Origin of the sequence: Bradyrhizobium sp. UFLA03-84 (genome assembly GCF_002289535.1) — a bacterium.
Lineage (GTDB): Bacteria > Pseudomonadota > Alphaproteobacteria > Rhizobiales > Xanthobacteraceae > Bradyrhizobium > Bradyrhizobium viridifuturi.
Genome location: NZ_NSJY01000019.1, coordinates 70,736 through 89,137 on the forward strand (window position 1 = coordinate 70,736; position 18,402 = coordinate 89,137).

At 64.0% G+C, this 18,402-nt stretch carries 17 protein-coding genes; 6 read left to right on the forward strand and 11 right to left on the reverse strand.

Annotated features, from left to right (window positions below; translation table 11 throughout):
- Positions 1–96: 96 nt before the first annotated feature.
- Positions 97–1,107 carry a polyprenyl synthetase family protein gene (locus CK489_RS38045; RefSeq protein WP_095736064.1) on the forward strand — a complete coding sequence of 337 codons (1,011 nt, stop codon included), beginning with the start codon at positions 97–99 and terminating at the stop codon, positions 1,105–1,107.
- A 207-nt stretch (positions 1,108–1,314) separates the two neighbouring features.
- Here the strand turns inward: CK489_RS38045 and CK489_RS38050 are convergent, their stop codons facing one another.
- Both CK489_RS38050 and CK489_RS38055 read right to left on the reverse strand, forming a co-directional pair.
- Positions 1,315–2,169 (reverse strand): transglutaminase-like domain-containing protein, encoded by an 855-nt coding sequence (locus CK489_RS38050; RefSeq protein WP_095735931.1) that lies wholly within the window; start codon positions 2,167–2,169, stop codon positions 1,315–1,317.
- A 51-nt stretch (positions 2,170–2,220) separates the two neighbouring features.
- Positions 2,221–3,060 carry an AraC family transcriptional regulator gene (locus tag CK489_RS38055; protein ID WP_050629981.1) on the reverse strand — a complete coding sequence of 280 codons (840 nt, stop codon included), beginning with the start codon at positions 3,058–3,060 and terminating at the stop codon, positions 2,221–2,223.
- 236 nt (positions 3,061–3,296) lie between these two features.
- Between CK489_RS38055 and CK489_RS38060 the strand changes: the two genes are divergently transcribed.
- Both CK489_RS38060 and CK489_RS38070 read left to right on the forward strand, forming a co-directional pair.
- The gene (locus tag CK489_RS38060) at positions 3,297–4,538 is read left to right on the forward strand and encodes an ABC transporter substrate-binding protein (protein ID WP_095735932.1); all 1,242 of its coding nucleotides are present in this window, start codon (positions 3,297–3,299) and stop codon (positions 4,536–4,538) included.
- A 217-nt stretch (positions 4,539–4,755) separates the two neighbouring features.
- Positions 4,756–5,859: a mandelate racemase/muconate lactonizing enzyme family protein gene (locus CK489_RS38070; RefSeq protein WP_095735933.1), complete on the forward strand. Its 1,104-nt coding sequence runs from the start codon at positions 4,756–4,758 to the stop codon at positions 5,857–5,859.
- Positions 5,860–6,002: 143 nt separating this feature from the next.
- Here the strand turns inward: CK489_RS38070 and CK489_RS38075 are convergent, their stop codons facing one another.
- Positions 6,003–6,374 carry a hypothetical protein gene (locus CK489_RS38075; protein ID WP_095736065.1) on the reverse strand — a complete coding sequence of 124 codons (372 nt, stop codon included), beginning with the start codon at positions 6,372–6,374 and terminating at the stop codon, positions 6,003–6,005.
- Between the two features lie 195 nt (positions 6,375–6,569).
- On the opposite strand from CK489_RS38075, the gene CK489_RS38080 reads away from it, so the two are divergent.
- Positions 6,570–6,794, forward strand: coding sequence for a hypothetical protein (locus CK489_RS38080; protein WP_050629985.1), 225 nt, complete (start codon positions 6,570–6,572; stop codon positions 6,792–6,794).
- Positions 6,795–7,087: 293 nt separating this feature from the next.
- On the opposite strand, the gene CK489_RS38085 is transcribed toward CK489_RS38080, so the two are convergent.
- Together CK489_RS38085 and CK489_RS38090 are read right to left on the reverse strand one after the other, a co-directional pair.
- The gene (locus tag CK489_RS38085; protein ID WP_050629986.1) at positions 7,088–7,522 is read right to left on the reverse strand and encodes a cupin domain-containing protein; all 435 of its coding nucleotides are present in this window, start codon (positions 7,520–7,522) and stop codon (positions 7,088–7,090) included.
- A gap of 322 nt (positions 7,523–7,844) precedes the next feature.
- Complete coding sequence (locus CK489_RS38090) at positions 7,845–8,501, reverse strand: glutathione S-transferase (protein WP_095735934.1); 657 nt, start codon at positions 8,499–8,501, stop codon at positions 7,845–7,847.
- Between the two features lie 174 nt (positions 8,502–8,675).
- Here CK489_RS38090 and CK489_RS38095 point away from each other — a divergent pair, with 174 nt between their 5' ends.
- Positions 8,676–9,899: a polyhydroxyalkanoate depolymerase gene (locus CK489_RS38095; RefSeq protein WP_094194138.1), complete on the forward strand. Its 1,224-nt coding sequence runs from the start codon at positions 8,676–8,678 to the stop codon at positions 9,897–9,899.
- A 191-nt stretch (positions 9,900–10,090) separates the two neighbouring features.
- Positions 10,091–10,885 carry a substrate-binding domain-containing protein gene (locus tag CK489_RS38100; RefSeq protein ID WP_095735935.1) on the forward strand — a complete coding sequence of 265 codons (795 nt, stop codon included), beginning with the start codon at positions 10,091–10,093 and terminating at the stop codon, positions 10,883–10,885.
- 163 nt (positions 10,886–11,048) lie between these two features.
- On the opposite strand, the gene CK489_RS38105 is transcribed toward CK489_RS38100, so the two are convergent.
- The 6 genes from CK489_RS38105 to CK489_RS38130 form a co-directional block, all read right to left on the reverse strand.
- Complete coding sequence (locus CK489_RS38105) at positions 11,049–12,785, reverse strand: bifunctional protein-serine/threonine kinase/phosphatase (protein ID WP_095735936.1); 1,737 nt, start codon at positions 12,783–12,785, stop codon at positions 11,049–11,051.
- Between the two features lie 60 nt (positions 12,786–12,845).
- Positions 12,846–13,664, reverse strand: a complete 819-nt coding sequence (locus CK489_RS38110) for a formate/nitrite transporter family protein (protein WP_050629990.1) — start codon at positions 13,662–13,664, stop codon at positions 12,846–12,848.
- 407 nt (positions 13,665–14,071) lie between these two features.
- On the reverse strand, positions 14,072–14,818 hold the full coding sequence (locus CK489_RS38115) for a transporter substrate-binding domain-containing protein (RefSeq protein WP_050629991.1): 747 nt from the start codon (positions 14,816–14,818) through the stop codon (positions 14,072–14,074).
- A gap of 155 nt (positions 14,819–14,973) precedes the next feature.
- A complete protein-coding gene (locus tag CK489_RS38120) occupies positions 14,974–15,399 on the reverse strand; it encodes a DUF4399 domain-containing protein (RefSeq protein ID WP_050629992.1) in 426 nt (141 codons plus the stop codon).
- A 37-nt stretch (positions 15,400–15,436) separates the two neighbouring features.
- Positions 15,437–16,966 (reverse strand): SUMF1/EgtB/PvdO family nonheme iron enzyme, encoded by a 1,530-nt coding sequence (locus CK489_RS38125; RefSeq protein WP_095735937.1) that lies wholly within the window; start codon positions 16,964–16,966, stop codon positions 15,437–15,439.
- Between the two features lie 207 nt (positions 16,967–17,173).
- Positions 17,174–18,364 carry an MFS transporter gene (locus tag CK489_RS38130; protein ID WP_095735938.1) on the reverse strand — a complete coding sequence of 397 codons (1,191 nt, stop codon included), beginning with the start codon at positions 18,362–18,364 and terminating at the stop codon, positions 17,174–17,176.
- Positions 18,365–18,402: the final 38 nt, after the last annotated feature.

Genomic DNA, 18,402 nt, shown 5'->3' on the forward strand with positions numbered 1-18,402 from the left:
TCATATGTCAACAGCTTCGAGGCCTTGCCGCTGCACTGCGCAGTTTCTATTGTTATAGCTGAGCATAGTGCGAATTCGGCAAAATTGGAGACCAGCGTGGCGGTTATTGTACCCTTCGAAAGCCCGTCCAATGCTTCGATCGACGGGCTGGTGGGACTTGTCGCCGCCGACATGGAGCGCGTCAACGCGACGATCCTGTCGCGGACCGGCTCCGAGGTCACCATGATCCCCGAGGTCGCCAATCATTTGATCTCCTCGGGGGGCAAGCGGCTGCGCCCGATGCTGACGCTGGCGATGGCCCAGCTCTCCGACTACACAGGCGACGGCCACATCAAGCTCGCCGCCGCGGTCGAGTTCATGCACACCGCGACCCTGCTGCATGACGACGTGGTCGACGAGAGCGAGCTGCGCCGCGGCAAATTGTCCGCGCGGATGCTGTGGGGCAACGAGGCCAGCGTGCTGGTCGGCGACTTCCTGCTCGGCCAGGCGTTCCGGATGATGGTCGAGGTCGGCTCGCTGCGCGCGCTCGACATCCTGTCCGCGGCTGCCGCCACCATCGCCGAGGGCGAGGTGATGCAGCTCGCCGCCGCCAAGAACACCGCGACCACCGAGGACGAATATCTCGCCGTGATCCGCGGCAAGACCGCGGAGCTGTTCGCGGCCGCCTGCGAGGTCGGTCCCGTGATCGCCAACCGGCCCAAGGCCGAGCAGACCGCCTGCCGCTCGGTCGGCATGAATCTCGGCATCGCCTTCCAGCTCGTCGACGACGTGCTGGACTATGGCGGCAAATCCGCAAAACTCGGCAAGAATGTCGGCGACGATTTCCGCGAGGGCAAGATCACGCTGCCGGTGGTGCTGGCCTTCCGCCGCGGCAACGACACCGAGCGCCAGTTCTGGATCCGTGCGCTCGAGCGCGGCGAGATCGGCTCGAGCGATCTCGACCAAGCGATTGGCCTGATGACCAAGCACCGCGCCCTCGAGGACACCATCAGCCGCGCCCAGCACTATGGCGCGATGGCGGTCGACGCGCTGGCGCTATTCCCGTCCTCGCCGATGAAGACGGCGCTGGAACAGGTCGTGGCGTTCTGCCTGGCTAGATCGCACTGAGTTAGCAAAGCAAGCTCGCGGCCGCATAAACGGTGTCGTCCCTGCGAAAGCAGGGACCCATACGCCGCGGCGAGACTTGCAGGCGGGACTCGTCGTTCTGACATCGGGCGACCATCGGCATTTGTGGTTATGGATCCCTGCTTTCGCAGGGACGACATCGAATTTGCGGTAGCACCTAGATCTCGAAGTCCGGCGCGCGCCCTCCGGCTACAGCTCCTGCACACAGCCGAGCACGGCGTTGAACACCGCTCCGGGAACGCGCACCCGCTCATCGCGATCGAGCTCAGCCAGTTCATCGACGTGAGCATCGGGCTCGCGACTGACGATTGCTAGCCGGTCGAAGAATGCGAGGTCGAGTTCGCTGTCCTGCATGCGCATGGCGCCCCAAACGTCCCACGGCAGCATCTCGCGATTGTTCAGCGCGCCGATGTCGCGGACGAGATTGCCTGCAATGAACCAAAGTCCGTGCATGTCGAGGATGCCGAATGCGCAGGGATCGCGGCTCTCGGCGCGGCAGAGCGACCAGGCATCGCCGGCGACCAGGAACTGATCGCGCGGCACATCCGCCGCATCGAATCCGATCCCGAACAGCTCACGCTGCCGATGATCGATCTGGGAATCGAACAAGACCCAGCTCTTGCTGTCCTCGTTCCAATACTCCGTCACCCAATGGTCGAGGTATTTTCCCGCCTCGAAATAGGCGCCAAATCCGCAGCGCGCACGCGCCGGAATGCCCTGCGTGCGCAACATCGCCACGTGAAGCAGCGTGAAGTGCCTGCATACACCGACCTGCCGCTCGTTGACGGCACGTGCCGCCGCAAGCGGCCGGGCGTCGCGCGCTACGATTTCGCCCAGCATGGTCTCGACGGCGCGGACCTGCGATTGCGCCTGCCGGTCGCCGCCGAGCGTCACCCCATAGGCCGGGGCGATGTGCTGATGGATCAATAGACCCTGCACAGTCGCCGCAAGCGCGCCGGGGCCTTGCGGCAGGCCGTTGAACAGGGCCGCGTGACGTCCCGGATCGCTCATGGCAACCGGTCTTTCGTATCTGTCGACGTTCATCTGAAGAACCTCCCGCACGTCTCGCCTGCCGCGCAGCCACCACACAAACCGCTACTCCTTGACCGGCACCCAGATCTCGAGCCCGCCGACGCCGGTCGACGCGTCGAATCTCGCGTCGTAGCGCTCGAAGTTCGGCGCGTCGGCGACCTTCATGCCGGACTGCGGCAGCCACCTGTTCCAGATCGTGTTGACGGTGCGGCGGATGGTCGAGATGTGGTCGGCGTGGGTGAACACCACGTATTTCTGCGCCGGGATCCGGACCCGCGCGAACTCGCGCGGCAGGTCGGAGAAATCGGCGACCTCGACGCCCGCGATGTAGTCGAAATTGCCGGCATCATCGCCGTTGCAGCAGACGCCGTAGGCGCCATTGCCGATCTGGCGCGGAATATGCGCGTATTGCTGGTGGAAGCCATGCCACTGGCTCGGAATGCCGGCCGTGCTGTCGTTGGCGTGGTTATAGCGCTCGCCGACGCCGGCGACGAGAAAGGCCTTGCCGGTCGCGATGCGCGGCGGATCGAGATGATCGAGAGCGGTCGAGATCATGGTGATCGGCTCCTGGAGCTTGAGCGTCGTCAGGCACGGCGTCGCGCGCACCGTCTCCGGCGTGACGCCGAAATGGTCGCGAAACGCGCGGGTGAATGCCTCGTGGGAGCCGTAATCCGCATCCAGCGCCAGCGTCAGAATGTCGGGCGCACCGGCCGCAAGCTCGCGCGCGGCCTCGCTGAGACGGCGCGCCCGCACATAGCGCATCACCGAGAACCCGGTCGCTTCCGCGAACGCCCGCACCAGATGGAAGCGCGAGACCCCGGCGACAACGGCGATATCATCGAGCGTCAGCGACGTGCGCAAGTGGCTTTCGATGTACCAGAGCGCCTTCTGGGCTGGATTCATGGACGACGGCTTTCCTGCAAGGCTCCGGCATCATGCATGGCTGCGACCTGCGGCGCTTGACAGTCCTTGCTGCGCGCGGCGAAACCGTGGTTCCGCTCCGCGAAATTTTAAACCAAAGGCGTCGCTGGCAACAGCGTTGCAATCGTGCATACTCGCGGTTGCATCGATCCGACGGCTCATCAAGCTGCCCGAAAATCAAGACTGCACGAGCCGCGGCCAGCATGTCAGGGAGGACAATGATGCACCACCACCGCCTGAGCTATGCCAACTGCGTCGCATCAGCGGCGCTTGCCGGACTTTTGACGATCACCGTCGCCGGCGCAGCCAACGCCCAGAAGAAATACGATCCGGGCGCAACCGACACCGAGATCAAGGTCGGCAACATCATGCCCTATTCGGGCCCGGCATCCGCTTACGCCACGATCGGCAAGACGGAAGCGGCCTATTTCAACAAGCTCAACAGCGAGGGCGGCATCAATGGCCGCAAGGTCAACTTCATCTCCTACGATGATGCCTACTCACCGCCGAAGATGGTCGAGCAGGCCCGCAAGCTGGTCGAGAGCGACGAGGTGCTCCTGGTCTTCAATCCGCTGGGCACGCCTGGCAATACCGCGATCCAGAAATACATGAACGCCAAGAAGGTGCCGCAGCTGTTCGTCTCGACCGGCGCCGCCAAGTGGAACGATCCGAAGAACTTTCCGTGGACCATGGGCTGGCAGCCGAGCTACCAGGTCGAGGCGCGCATCTATGCCAAATACATCCTGCAGAAATATCCCGGCAAGACCATCGGCGTGCTCTACCAGAACGACGACTTCGGCAAGGATTATCTGATCGGCCTGCATGACGGGCTCGGCGATGCGGCCAAGAAACTGATCGTCGTCGAATCCTCCTACGAGACCTCGTCGCCGACCGTGGATTCTCAGATCGTGCAGATCAAGGGCGCCAACCCAGACATCTTCGTCAACATCGCGACGCCGAAATTCGCGGCGCAGGCGATCAAGAAGGCCGCCGAGCTCGACTGGCATCCGGTCCAGTTTCTCACCAACGTCTCGGTCTCGATTGGCGGTGTGATGAAGCCGGCCGGCTACGAGGCGAGCCAGGACATCCTGTCGACCCAGTATCTGAAGGATCCCGCCGATCACGAGTGGAAGAACGATCCGGCCATGAACGAGTGGCGCGCGTTCATGACCAAGTGGTATCCCGAGGGCGACCAGAACGATGCCTCGACCGTGTTCGGTTACGGCGTCGCCAAGGGGCTCGAGCAGGTGTTGCGGCAATGCGGCGACAACCTCACCCGCGAGAACCTGATGAAGCAGGCGGCCAGCCTCAACTTCGAGATCGGCATCTACCTGCCCGGCACCAAGATCAAGACCGGGCCGGACGACTACGCACCGATCGAGCAGTTGCAGATGATGCGCTTCAAGGGCGAGAGCTGGGAGCGCTTCGGCCCCGTCATGAGCGGCGAGAAGAGCTCGTAACGGCCTTCTCCACAATTTCCGCGTTCGTGATGCCCGGCGCTACGCCGGGCATCCACGTCTTCGACACGATTCACGAGCAAGACTCGTCACAAGCAAGGCTTTACAACCAAGACCTGCGATTGGCTGGAACCCGGGCGAGCCGCAGCAACGCCGTCCAGGCTGCGATGTCCGGCCTCACCGGCTCCAGCTGCATCCTGCGATCGGAAGGACAACAACAATGAAAATCACCGACGTCCGCGCTCACCATATCCGCATTCCCTATGATGCCGGGCCCGCGAGCTTCCGCCAGGGCGCGTCCGCAATCTCCGCGCTCGACATGGTGCTGGTCGAGGTGTCGACCGATGCCGGCCTGACCGGCTGGGGCGATGCCTTCGCCTATGTCTGCCCGAAGACCAGCTGCGCTGCCGTGGCCGAGATGATCGCCCCGCAGGCACGCGGCCTCGAGGTGCCGGACGCCGCCCGCATTCCCGCCGCGATGGAGCAGATCCAGCGCAATCTGCATCTGTTCGGCCGCTACGGCATCACGATGTTTGCGATCTCGGCGCTCGACATCGCGCTATGGGATCTCGCCGGCAAGGTGCAGGGCGTGCCGCTGCATCAATTGATCGGGGGTGCCAAGCGCAGCACGATTCCGGCCTATGCGAGCCTGATGCGGATCGGCAATCCGGCGCACATCGCCGCCGAATGCAAGAAGGCGATCAAGCTTGGCTATGCCGCGATCAAGCTGCACGAGACGACCGTGCCCGCAGTCGCTGCCGCGCGTGAGGCGATCGGTCCCACCGTGCCGCTGATGGTGGACATGAACTGCCCGCTGGACGGGCCGGCGGCGATCCAGTTCGCCCGCGACTGCAAGCAGGCCGCGCCGATGTTCCTGGAGGAGCCGGTCTGGCCGCCGGAGGATTTTGCGACGCTCGCGGAAGTGCGGCGAGAAGGCCGGCTCGATATCGCGGCCGGCGAGAACGCCTGCACCGTACATCAATTCCGCCAGATGATGACCGCGGGCGCAGTCAGCCACGCGCAGCCGTCGGTGATCAAGGTCGGGGGCGTCACCGAATTCCTGAGGGTCGCCGTGCTCGCTGACGAGTTCGGCGTTCAGGTCATTCCGCACTCGCCCTATTTCGGCCCGGGCTTTCTCGCCACGCTGCATCTGATGGCGATCCGTGACGCCGGGCTGATCGAGGTGTTCTTCATGAAGCGACCTGCCTGTCTGTGGGGCGACCGGATCGCTGTCGACGCCCATGGCCATGTCGCCGTGCCGCAGGGCCCCGGGCTCGGCTACGAGCCGGATCGCGACGTGATGGAGAAATATCGGGTGGCGTGAAGAGCCCCGGCTCTTTCCGCGTCATTGCGAGCCAACGGGTCGCGCGAACGCGCGCCCGATGACAGGCTCCGCAAAGCAATCCATCCCTCCGCTCGTTGTGAGGTGGATTGCTTCGTCGCTTCGCTCCTCGCAATGACGGTGTGCTACTTCGTCGCGTCCTTTGCCGCAGGCGCGGCATCCTTCGCCGCCGGCGCGTCGGCTTTCTTCTTCAGATCCTCGGTCAGCTTGAGCTGCGCCGCCTGCAAGTCGGTGACGAGCTTCTGCAAGCTTGCCACCGCATTCTGCAAGCTCGCGATCTGCCGGTTGGCGGCGTCGAGCTTCTGCTGATGATCCGTTGTCAGCTTGGTGATCGTCTTCTGCAGGAAATCGACGTTGCTCTGCAGGCAGCTGGTGCGCCGCTCCATCGTCTTCTCGACGGTGCAGATCTCGATGCCGGGAACGTCCTGTGCATGCGCGGTTCCGGCGACGCCGAGCGCAAGCGGCATGAGCAGGACAAGAGCGAAACGAGCGATCATCGGCATCCCCAATCACATGCGTCATTCACAGTTTTGTGCTCGCGACGCTGAAAGCTGGGCAGACATACCACACTGAAACCGCATTCGAGCGGTGTGCTTCACCCATTACGGGGACTACTCGTGGGGACGGGGGCCTTCGGAACTTGTTTGGTTCGACCCCTTTTGGCTCGACCTTGGGCAGTGGAGACAGATCGCATGGCAACGCGCGAAAAACGGCTGGCGCAATTCGATGGCAATGGCGAACCTTCGCCGGAACAGCGCGTGGAAGTGCTTTGTGAGGATCATAGCGGAACGTATCAGCTGCCGTTCGCCTGCCGCTTCGTCGACGGTCAGTGGCGCAATGACACGACAGGTGGCGCGCTGGAAGCCAACGTCATCGCCTGGCGCAAGCCGCGCGAAAAGCAACCGGGCATGGCCTGAGGCCGCAAGCCGCAGCTCCTGCACATGATCCTTCCGGTCATGTGCATGCGCTGTCTCAAAACGCGACGCGCATGCGACGTGCTTTAAGATTTGGAACGCGGATGGAACGAACCGCGTCCGAATCACTGATTGAGTGACGTACTCCGTTGTTCACGGCTAGATGTGGCGATCTGCCCGATACGGCGCACCACATGCAGAAGCATGATAATCGGCCGCAGCCAGCGGCCGACGACAAAGGTTAATTCCTCCGCAGACGACATTTGCAATCCCTCCTCTCCAATCCGCCTTGGCGATCATTTCCACGGGGTGATCGGCGGCACCGTCTCGGTCGCCGGCGGCACGTCCACCGTCTTGAAATCGGCGGGGCTGACGATCTCGAGGTATTCCATGTCCTTCGAGTAATCGAACAGGTAGTGCGTGATGCCGGGCCGCTGGTGGATGACGTCGCCGGCTTCGACCAGCGTCTCCTTGTCCTCGTACATGAAGCGCGCCCAGCCCTTGGTCATGATGACGATTTGAAAATCGCACAAATGCTTGTGCCAGCCGGTGCCGTGTTCTGGCGGCAGGTCGGGATTGGCCTTGACGAGGTGGCAGATCACCTGCCCGCCGGTGGCATCGGCAATGCCAAGATCGCGATACAGGAAGAAGTCGCGCAGACCTCCACCCTTGAACTCGGTGTCACCGGGTTTGACGTGGGAGAATTTGCTGACGACGGCGTGCTGGTTCATTTCAAGCCTCCACGGTTCTCGTGTTCGCGAGATCGCGGCGGGGGCTCAGCGTCCAAATTTTCGGCAGCGTCGCATCGTCGCGGTCACAGCTCGAATATTGCTATGCGAAATCCTTGCCAGCCCGGCCACGCTGCGGCGATCGGTCCCGCCACGCGCCGATATCGCGGCGGAAGCATTTGGCGCGAGGCGCATATTTGCCTTCGGCGCGCGCCGCGCTCGATCAGTCGCAGCGCCCGATGGCAGACGCGGACGGCACGTCAATTGAGCAAGTCTTGCCTGGAGCTTGAGCCGCCGGCGCAGTCAGGCCGGCTGCGCGGCTTGCCTAATATTCGACCTCGAGCTCCTCGACGTCGGCAGGCTCCGCCTTCGCGGCCTCGATCCATTCCTGCATCTCGGGCATCGCCATGATGGTGCTGGCATAGGCCGCGAGAAGCGGGTCGAGCTTCACGTCATAGGTCATGAAGCGGGTCACGACGGGCGCATACATCGCATCCGCCATGGTGCGGCGCTCGCCGAACAGGAACGGCCCGCCGGACTTGCCGAGGCAATCGCGCCAGATGGTGCAGACGCGGTCGATGTCGGCCTGCGCCCGCGACCAGATCTTGAATCCGGGAAAATGGCCCTTGAGATTGACCGGCAGCGACGATCGCAGCGTGGTGAAGCCGGAATGGATTTCGCCCGAGATCGAGCGGCAGTGCGCGCGCTGAATCCGGTCGTCCGGCAGCAGCCCGGCCTGCGGCATGATCTCGTTGAGATACTCGCCGATCGCCAGCGTATCCCAGACGGTCGCGCCCTCGTGGCGCAGACACGGCACCAGGATCGACGACGACAGCAGCAGCAACTCGGCGCGCGCCGAGGGGTCATCGGGCGCGGTGACCACCTCCTCGAACTCCAGCCCGGCCAATTTCGCCAGCAGCCAGCCACGCAGCGACCAGGACGAATAGTTCTTGCTGCTGATGGTGAGTGTCGCCTTCGCCATATCAGTCCCTCACGCCCGAAAACCGGTTTCGCTGCCGGACGCCGCGCGCCGGTCCAACCGCCGCTCCCCCGGAGCCGGTCATTTTCGCAGCAAGCCACGTGCCAATTTGCCGGGCAGCGGGCCAGCCTCTGGCCTCGATATTGCTTGGCAGACCGGGCCACCGGGTGGATGCGTATGATGTCGATGATGTACCAGGCCTATCAGAACCATATGGACCTCACGGCGCCGTGGCGGACCGGCGCCGCGGCGGCTTTGCGCTATCTCAATCTGGCGCCCCGGGGGGCCTCCGACCGGACGTTCGGCCGGCTCGCCGCCGCGCTCGAGCTGATCTCGCGCTCCACCCTGACCTACGCCCGGCCGGACTACGGCATCGGCAGCGTCACCGTCGGCAACAGGGAAGTGGAGGTGACCGAGGAGGTCGCCTATGCGACGCCGTTCGGCTCGCTGCTGCATTTCAGGAAGGTGGACGGCCCGGAGCAGCCGCGGCTGCTGCTTGTGGCCCCGATGTCCGGCCATTTCGCGACGCTGCTGCGCGGCACCGTGAAGACGCTGCTGCAGGACCACGACGTCTACATCACCGACTGGCACAATCCGCGTGACATCCCGCGCAAGGAAGGCCGCTTCGGGCTCGAGGACTACACCGACCATCTGATCGACTTCCTCGGCCAGCTCGGCCCGCGCGCGCATATGGTGGCGATCTGCCAGCCCTCGGTCTCGGCGCTGGCCGCCGCCGCGATCATGTCGGAGGACAATCATCCGGCGCGGCCGGCGTCGCTGACCTTGATGGCCGGGCCGATCGACACGCGGATTCAGCCGACCAAGGTGAACCAGTTCGCCAAGAGCAAGCCGATCAAATGGTTCGAGGACAATCTGATCAACTACGTGCCGGTGCAGTGCAAGGGCGCGCTGCGTCAGGTCTATCCCGGCTTCGTGCAGCTCACGGCGTTCGTCTCGATGAATCTGGAGCGCCACATCAAGCAGCACATCGATCTCGCCGACCATCTCGCCAAGGGCGAGACCGACAAGGCCGAGGTGATCAAGACTTTCTACGACGAGTATTTCGCCGTGATGGATCTGCCGGCGGAGTTCTACATCGAGACCGTGCGCGACGTTTTCCAGGAGCATCTGTTGCCGCAGGGCATGCTGATGCATCGCGGCCGCCCGGTGAACCCGGCGGCGATCCGGCGCATGGGCCTGATGACGGTGGAAGGCGAGAAGGACGACATCTGCTCGATCGGCCAGACGCTCGCCGCCCAGGACCTCTGCACCGGCGTGCGCACCTATCGCAAGGTGCACCACATGCAGGCCGGCGTCGGCCATTACGGCGTGTTCTCCGGCAAGCGCTGGAACAATGAGATCTATCCGCTGCTGCGTGATTTCGTGCATGTGAATTCGTGAGGGCGCGCATCCTCTGCCGTCATTGCGAGCGAAGCGAAGCAATCCATGTCTCCACCCGGGGTTAGATGGATTGCCTCGTCGCTTCGCTCCGCGCAATGACGGCGGCACGTCCCTAGTCACGCCTCTTCCCGAGCTATAGTCTCCCAGGCCACGACGACCCCGTTCCCAAGAATCGTCCAGGGAGAAACTTCATGCGATCAGCCATCGCCTTTCGTGCCCTCACGTTCGCCGTCATCGGCGCTCTCGCCTTCACGTCAGCCGCGTCGGCCGCGGAAGTCCATGTCATGATCTCGGGCGGGCTGACGGCGGCCTACAAGGCGCTGGTGCCGGAGTTCGAGCGCAAGACCGGCAACAAGGTGGTGACCGCCTTCGGGCCGTCGATGGGGACGACCACGAACGCCATTCCGGTGCGGCTCGCGCGCGGCGAGCCCGCCGACGTGCTGATCATGGTCGGCTACGCGCTGGGCGACCTGATCAAGCAGGGCAAGGTGGTGACCGACAGCCGCGTCGACCTCGTGAAGTCGCCGATCGGCATTGCGGTCAAGGCCGGTGCGCCGAAGCCGGACATCAGCTCGGCCGACAGCGTCAAGCAGGCGCTGCTGGCGGCGAAATCGGTCGCCTATTCCGACAGCGCCAGCGGGGTCTATGTCTCGACCGAGATGTTCGGCAAGCTCGGCATTGCCGACCAGATGAAGGACAAGGCGCGGATGATCCCGGCAACTCCGGTCGGCGAGATCGTGGCCAAGGGTGAGGCCGAGATCGGCCTGCAGCAGATCTCCGAGCTGAAGCCCGTTAGCGGCATCGACATCGTCGGCCCGCTGCCGGAGCCGCTGCAGAAGATCACGGTGTTTTCAGCCGGGATCGCGACCGTCTCGAAGGAGCCCGACGCCGGCAAGGCGCTGATCAGCTTCCTCGCCTCATCAGATGCGCGCGACGCGCTGGTCAAGAGCGGGCTGGATCCGATTGCGGCGGGCGCCACGCATTAGGCACCTACTCCAACTCGTTCCCCGTCATCCTGAGGTGCGAGCCTTGCGGCGCTATTGCGCCGCTGGGCGAGCCTCGAAGGATGAATCGGCCACCAGCCGGGCCGTGCATCCTTCGAGACGCGCTACGCGCTCCTCAGGATGACGGGGTGGGTCGTCGCACTCCCTACCGCAAATGATGCGCGCCATAGGCCAGCAACAGCACCACGACGAGCGCCAGCAGCAGCGTGGTCGACTTCCAGAACAGCACCGGGTTGCGTTCGATCAGCGGGGTCGATGACGTCGTCAGGTACCTTGCGTTGGGATTGCGCAGGTCGAACAGGAACTCGGAAAAGCTGTCATAGCGCTTGAGCGGATTGATCTGCACGGCGCGCTCCAGCGTACCGTCGACCCAGCTCGGGATGTCGCGGCCGCCATGCGCGGCCGGACGATAGACCAGCCGGTTGAAATCGGATCGGGTGCGGGCGCGCGCGATCTGCGCGCCGTAGGGCAAGCGCCCCGTCAGCATCTGATAGGTGACGACCCCAAGCGAGAACAGGTCGGAGCGCGCCGAGCCCCCCTCGCCGAGGAAATACTCCGGGGCGGTATATTGCTGGGTGCCCAGGATGTCCTCGACGCCCGCCGGCACCGCCTCGGCGACGCCCGCGATCCGGGTCGAGCCGAAATCGATGATCTTCACCGTTCCGGTGCTGTCGATCATGATGTTGTCGGGCCTGACGTCCTGGTGCAGCATCTCCTTGCGGTGGAACGCGCGCAGGCCCTTGGCGATCTGCTCGGTGATGTCGCGCACCGTCTCGAGCGAGGGCGTAGGATTGTCTGTTATCCACTGTGTCAGCGTCTGGCCGTCGATATACTCCATCGCGACATAGAGGAAGTTGCGCTTGCGCTGCGGCAGATATGGCTTCAGCACATGCGGACTGTCGATCCGCTTGGCGACCCACTCCTCCATCACAAAGCGCTTCAGATAGGCGCCGTCGTCGCGCAGGTCGATTGAGGGGATCTTGATCGTGACCGTGGTGCCGCTCTCCTCGTCAACAGCGAGATAGATGTGGCTGCGGTGCGAGGCATGCAGCTCGCGCACGATGCGATAACCGTCGAACAGCATCCGTGCATCGAGCAGCGGCGGCAGCGGCAGCTCGGTCGGCTGGCCGAACACCTCCCTGGCATCGCCGTCAGGCAGTTCGTCGATCCGGATGATCTGCGCGGTGAGATTGTCCGGGCTGCCGTTCTCATAGGCCTGTTCGACGAGCGACTTCGCGGCCGCATCGAGGTCGGCGGCGCCGTCCCTGATCGTCTTCGCCAGTTGCCGCGCCGGGACGTGTTCGTAGACGCCGTCGGTCACCAGCAGGAAGGTATCGCCGCGCTCGAGCGGGAGATTCTGGTAGTCGATCTCGAGCTGCGGGTTCACGCCGAGCGCGCGGCCGAGATAGCTCTGCTGTGACGAGATCACGACGCGGTGGTCGTTGGTCAGCTGCTCGAGACTGTTGCCGGCGACGCGGTAGATCCTGCTGTCCCCGACATGGAACAGGTGCGCCGTGGTCGACCGGATCACCAGCGCGCTCAGCGTGCAGACATAACCCTTGTCCTTGTCGTAGGGGTTCTGGCTGCGCCGGGTCTGCGCATGCAGCCAGGAATTGGTCGCCTCCAGCACCCGCTGCGCCGAGCTCTTCACCGACCAGGATTCCGAGGTGCAGTAGTAGTCGGTGAGGAAGCTCTTGACCGCGGACTCCGCGGCAATGCGGCTGACGCTGCTCGAGGAGATGCCGTCGGCGAGCACCACAGCGATCCCCTTCAGGCCGAGTAGCGGCTCGTCAGGGATCAGCGCGCCGTGGAAATCCTGATTGGTGTCCTTGCGGCCCTGATCAGAGAATTGCCCGACCGATATTTTCAGCGTGCGCGGCATCGACCGTCCCAAAGCGAATGGGGCCCTCCGTGACAGGAGAGCCCCACAAGCCGGCCAGGATCAAGCCGCCAGGCGCTGGCGCTTCGGCGCCGTCTTCACATGCGTGGTGTAGAGCGTCAGCCCGGTGAAGGCGAGGCCGCCGGCGAGGTTTCCGAGCACGGTCGGGATCTCGTTCCAGATCAGATAGTCCATGATCGAGAACTTGGCATGGAGCATCAGTCCCGACGGAAACAGGAACATGTTCACCACCGAATGCTCGAACACCATGTAGAAGAACACCAGGATCGGCATCCACATCGCGATGACCTTGCCGGGCACCGTCGTGGAGATCATGGCGCCAACGACGCCGGTCGAGACCATCCAGTTGCAGAGCATGCCGCGAATGAACAGCGTGGCCATGCCGGCCGCGCCATGCGCCGCATAGCCCAGCGTTCGCGCCTCGCCGACGTTTCCGATGGTCATGCCGACCTTGTCAGGCTCCTGCGTGAAGCCGAAGGTCGTGACGAACGCCATCATGAAGGCAACCGTCAGCGCGCCGGCGAAATTGCCGATGAAGACGAGGCCCCAGTTGCGCAGCACGCCGCCGAGCGTGACGCCGGGCCGCTTGTCGAGCAGCGCGAGCGGCGACAGCACGAACACGCCGGTCAAGAGGTCGAAGCCCAGCAGATAGAGCATCACGAAGCCGACCGGAAACAGCAGCGCGCCGACGATCGGCTGCCCCGTGTTGACGTTGATCGTGACCGCGAACCAGGCTGCCAGCGCGAGGATCGCGCCGGCCATGTAGGCGCGGATCACGGTGTCGCGCGTCGACATGAAGATCTTGGATTCACCGGCATCCACCATCTTGGTGACGAATTCGGACGGTGCGAGATAGGCCATTCGTAAATTCCCCTTGCGCAATTCGGCCGCGCCGGTTGCCTGCCGGAAGCGACGCGGGTTGGTGGAAATGCTCGTCCGTCCGGGGGAGATGGGGATGCAACGATTGCTCGAGGCACCCGGGCCGGGCGCCTTGATCCCCTCGCCTCGGCCAGCACTGGCTTCGGCAATCCGGAGGACGGCAGTCGTCATTGACTGATGCAATCAAAAGCAATGGATATGCCAACTGGAGGCGCTGGCGTCGGGGAAGAAAATCATTTCAATACAATTACTTAGATGACCGGCGCCGGAACCGGCCGGGATGGTGGCGCCGATTTATGCAGCTTGCACAGATGTCGCCCAGGCCGCCGCGTGGCCCGGCAGGGGCCGCGGCGCGAACGTCGCCGCGCGCACGGCGCGGCCGATGCGGTCTACTTCACCTCGGTACGAACCGGCGCGTCCTTCAGGCCGTTATTGTCGTAAGCCTTGCGCAGCGTGCCGTTGGCGATCGCGTCCGTCATGAATTTGGTGACGAAGGCAGCCGCGAGCGGATGGTCGAGCGGCACCGCGACCGCAGTCACGGTCTGCTTGAAGGTCTCGTCCAGCACGCACGTGCCCGGAATCTTCTTCGCCATCGCCATGAGCTGGTCGCGCGACAGCGCGAAGGCGTCCACCTCGCCGTTCTCCAGGAGATGGAAAATCTCGTCATAGGTCTGATAGCCGGTGACCTTGGCGTGCTTGAGATGCGCGATCGCGCCACGCATGGTCGTGGTGTTGTTGACGGCGGCGACCTTGACGCCATCCTGGTCGAGGCTGGCGAAATTCGTGATCTTCGAGCCTGGTCTCACGATATAGGTGGCGTCGGCGACCTCGTAGATCGGCCCGAACGTCATCTTCGTTTCGCGCTCGGGATCCTTCGGCAGGAAGGTGACATCCCAGGTGTTCTTCGCCGCAGCGTCGGTGATCTGCCCGGAATTCTGGTGCACGACGTATTCGACGGGGACGCCGAGCTGCGCGGCCATCGCCTTGCCGAGATCGACGGGAACGCCGGCATAGCCCTTCTCGCTCTTGGTCGACCAGAATGCGCCGCCTGCCGGGCTGATTGCGATCGCGACCCGGAGCTTTCCGGTCGGCGCGATCTGATCCGTCAAGGCGTCGGCATTGGCTGATGTGGCCATCACTATCACTCCCAGAACAAGGCCAGCCAGACGCAGCAATCGAGACAACATCGGATGCCCTCCACGCCGGCTCTTGCGCCCGGCGGCGCGCAACAAACCGCACGAGGCCGCCTTGCGCAAGCTGTGCTTCGCGCAAGGGAGCTATCCGTATCGGCCTATTTGACCCGGATGGTGATCTTTTCGGAGACGACGGGTGGATTGAATGGATAATGCTTGGCGTCGCCCAGCACGAGCTGCAAGGTATGCTTGCCGGGCGCCAGATCGAGCTGCGTCTCAGTCTGGCCGGCACCGAAATGCAGATGGGACTTGTCCGACGGGATCGGCTCATTCGGATTGAGCGGCTCGTCGACGTCGACCAGAAGATGGTGGTGGCCGCTGTTTGGAAACTCGTCGCCGGCATGGGTGACGCCCATGTTGCGCAGCCCAAAGCGGCACACGAACGATCCCCTGAGCGTCGCGCCGTTGTGCGGCCAGATAAAGTACAGCTTGGTGTCCTTGCCCGCCGGCTTGTTTTGCGCGACGGCAGGAGCAGCGAGCAATGTCAGTGCCGCGGCGAGCATGATCAGGCGTGCACGTCTCATAGCCCCTCCATGAAACCCGGCGATTGCGGATGATCGCTCAGGGAGACAGCGCGATCCGGAAACCGTGGGTCGGATAACGAACATTGGTGTCGTAATTGTCGCGATTGGCCGGGCGCACATAGCGTGCGTCGTTCTTCCAGGAGCCGGAGCGAATGACATGGGAACCGCAGTCGCCTCCGGTCCAGACCGCACCGTCGTCCGGTGCACCCTGGTAATTCCTGTGCCAGCAATCCTCGACCCATTGATCGACCCCGCCGCCCATGTCGTAGAGCCCGAACGGATTCGGCCTGAAGCTGCCGACCTTCACCGGTTGTTCGGCCGAAGCGTCGCCGCCGCAATCCTTGCAGCCGACGTGGCCCGGCTGCACCTGATCGCCCCACCAGTATTTCGATTGGGTTCCGCCGCGCGCCGCGTATTCCCATTCGGCTTCGCTCGGAAGCCGATAGGGCTTCTTCGTCAGCTCGGCAAGCCAGGCGACATATTGCTTCGCATCGCTCCAGCTCACATTGGTGACCGGAACGTCATCCTTGCCGCTGGCCGTGAAGCCGCAGGCCTTGGCCGCCGCGCATGCATTCCACTCCCGGACGGTGACCGGGAATTTGCCCATCGCGAACGGCTTGACCGTCACCTTGCGGATCGGCCGCTCCGACGGGTCGTCATTGCTGCCCATCGAGAAGCTGCCGCCCTTGAGCGAAACCATCTCGGGCTCCGGCACGTCCGGTGCCGGGCTCGCGGCAGGCGCGGGTTGCGGCAATGCTTGCTGCGCCGGTGCCGCCGGGACCGGACTTGAACTCTGGCTCGGCGCCGGCGCCGGCTGCTGCACGGCAGGCGACGCCGCCGGTGCCGGGGGCGCCTGCGCCAATTCGGCCAGCTTGCTGCGCGGTTGCGCAAGCAGGTACCACAACACGCCGCCCGCGATGGTCGCGACCGCCAGTCCGAGCAGCGTGAGCAGGATGGACTCGCGGCGCCGGCGCGTCCTCTGGTAGGCGGCGGCGTCCGGCAGCACGCGGTAGACCCGGATCGGATCGGTGATGTTCTTCACTTTCTTGTCGCCGAGCGATTCGTAGCCGCAGACCATCTTGTGCTTGATCTGCTCGTAGATGCCGCCCGAAATGAATACCTCCCCCGGCGCGGCAATCCCTTCCAGGCGCGAGGCGACATTGACGCCGTCGCCGTAGATATCGTCGGCTTCGATGATGACGTCGCCGAGATTGACGCCGATCCGGTATTCGATCCAGTGATCCCTGGCGATCGCCGCGTTGCGGCCGACCATGTTTTGCTGGATCACGATGCTGCAGCGGACCGCTTCGACCGGACTGTCGAAGATCGCGATGAAGCCGTCGCCGGTGGTCTTGACCAGCTTGCCGTGGTGCTCTGTGATGGTGGGCTCGACGAGATCACGCTCGATCCGCTTGACGCGCGTATGCGTGCCCTCTTCATCGAGCTGCATCAGCCGGCTGTAGCCGGCAATATCGCCGACCACGATCGCCGCGAGCCGCCGCGGCATCGCTTCGCCGGGCGGTGGCCTGCCCGGCTTGCCGGATCTGAAGTCGCGAATTTCGCCCATGGCGTCGGCTGCTCCACAAACCACAAATGGCAGTGATCGGCGCAACCGGCGCCCGGGCCCTGCGACCCATGTGGAGCGTATCACACCACCCGGTCCGAACAAAGTTTGTGACGCCATTGTGCAATGCGCGAAAAAGCGCCATCCGCTCGTGGCGGATGGCACTTTGGCCTATTTCAGCTCGCGTTGCTGCGGCAAACGGTCAGCAGGTCAGCCCGTCTGCGTGACAGGGCTGCGAATCTCGCGCGGCAGGATGATCGCGGCTGCGATTGCCAGCAGGCACAGCGCCGCGAACGCGCGCAGCATCATCGAGAAGCCGCCCTGGTCATACAGCCAGGCCACCAGGCCGACGGAGGCGCCCGCCGCGGTGAAGCCGACGAAATAGCGCACCGCATAGGCGCGCGAGCGCCATTCCTCGGTGGTGTATTTGCCGACCATCGCATCGTTCACCGTCACCTGGCCGAACGCGCCCATCACGATGCCGATCGAGACCACGATCAGCGGCAAGTTGGACAGGCTCGCTGCGAGATAGAGGAACGGCGCCAGCATGAACGACAGCGGCAGCGCCACCGTCTTCAGTGAATGTTTGTCGAGCAGCTTGCCGATCGTGTACTGCGTCATCGCGCCGAACACATAGACTCCGGCGGCGATCACGCCGAGCAGCGCCGGGCTCTTGGTCAGATCGGCGAGCCGTTCGGCGAACAGTTTCGGCAGCGCCACCGTCACCGCGTTGAACGTGGTCGAGATCGCGATCACCACGATCAGCAGCGACAGCACCACCCGCCACATGTCCTCCTTGGCGACGCGCACCTGTGCCGCCGCCTGCTTGGAGCCCTTGCGATCCTCATGCACCACCGTCATCGCAAAGGCGATGCCGATCAGCACGGTGACCGTGCCGGGCACGATGAAGGCCCAGCGCCAGCCGAGATACTGGCCGATCACGCCGGTGACCAGCGCCGACGAGGCGACGCCGAGATTGCCCCAGACGCCGTTGATCCCCATCTGGGCGCCGAGCTTCTCGGCGTAGGACACGATCATCGCGGTGCCGACCGGATGATAGATCGAGGCGAAGATGCCGATCGCAAGCAACGCGGCGCCGAGTTGCAGCGGCGTCTGCACGAAGCCGACCGAGATCATCGAGAGGCCGATGCCGACGAAGAAGATCACCATCATGTGGCGGCGGCTCCAGCGGTCGCCGAGCCAGCCGGTGATCAGCGAGCCGGCGCCGAAGGCGATGAAGCCCGGCGTCGCATAGGGCAGCAGCTCCGAATAGGCCATGCCGAGCGCCGGGCCCATGATGATGACCGCGGCGGCGAAGATCAGCATCGCGTAATGGTCGATGAAATGGCCGGCGTTGACGAAGCCGATCACCCGGCTCGGACTGTTCTTTGGACCATTCATGGGCACGTCTTTCAGGCGATTCTTCAATTGCTCGGAAA

Coding starts and splice junctions, on each gene's coding strand:
- CK489_RS38110 (WP_050629990.1), bottom strand. CDS start 13,664: ATGGCCTATCTCGCACCGTCCGAATTCGTCACCAAGATGGTGGATGCC.
- CK489_RS38105 (WP_095735936.1), bottom strand. CDS start 12,785: ATGCCGCGCACGCTGAAAATATCGGTCGGGCAATTCTCTGATCAGGGC.
- CK489_RS38085 (WP_050629986.1), bottom strand. CDS start 7,522: ATGAACCAGCACGCCGTCGTCAGCAAATTCTCCCACGTCAAACCCGGT.
- CK489_RS38070 (WP_095735933.1), top strand. CDS start 4,756: ATGAAAATCACCGACGTCCGCGCTCACCATATCCGCATTCCCTATGAT.
- CK489_RS38100 (WP_095735935.1), top strand. CDS start 10,091: ATGCGATCAGCCATCGCCTTTCGTGCCCTCACGTTCGCCGTCATCGGC.
- CK489_RS38050 (WP_095735931.1), bottom strand. CDS start 2,169: ATGAACGTCGACAGATACGAAAGACCGGTTGCCATGAGCGATCCGGGA.
- CK489_RS38090 (WP_095735934.1), bottom strand. CDS start 8,501: ATGGCGAAGGCGACACTCACCATCAGCAGCAAGAACTATTCGTCCTGG.
- CK489_RS38080 (WP_050629985.1), top strand. CDS start 6,570: ATGGCAACGCGCGAAAAACGGCTGGCGCAATTCGATGGCAATGGCGAA.
- CK489_RS38130 (WP_095735938.1), bottom strand. CDS start 18,364: ATGAATGGTCCAAAGAACAGTCCGAGCCGGGTGATCGGCTTCGTCAAC.
- CK489_RS38060 (WP_095735932.1), top strand. CDS start 3,297: ATGATGCACCACCACCGCCTGAGCTATGCCAACTGCGTCGCATCAGCG.
- CK489_RS38125 (WP_095735937.1), bottom strand. CDS start 16,966: ATGGGCGAAATTCGCGACTTCAGATCCGGCAAGCCGGGCAGGCCACCG.
- CK489_RS38120 (WP_050629992.1), bottom strand. CDS start 15,399: ATGAGACGTGCACGCCTGATCATGCTCGCCGCGGCACTGACATTGCTC.
- CK489_RS38075 (WP_095736065.1), bottom strand. CDS start 6,374: ATGATCGCTCGTTTCGCTCTTGTCCTGCTCATGCCGCTTGCGCTCGGC.
- CK489_RS38095 (WP_094194138.1), top strand. CDS start 8,676: ATGATGTCGATGATGTACCAGGCCTATCAGAACCATATGGACCTCACG.
- CK489_RS38115 (WP_050629991.1), bottom strand. CDS start 14,818: ATGGCCACATCAGCCAATGCCGACGCCTTGACGGATCAGATCGCGCCG.
- CK489_RS38055 (WP_050629981.1), bottom strand. CDS start 3,060: ATGAATCCAGCCCAGAAGGCGCTCTGGTACATCGAAAGCCACTTGCGC.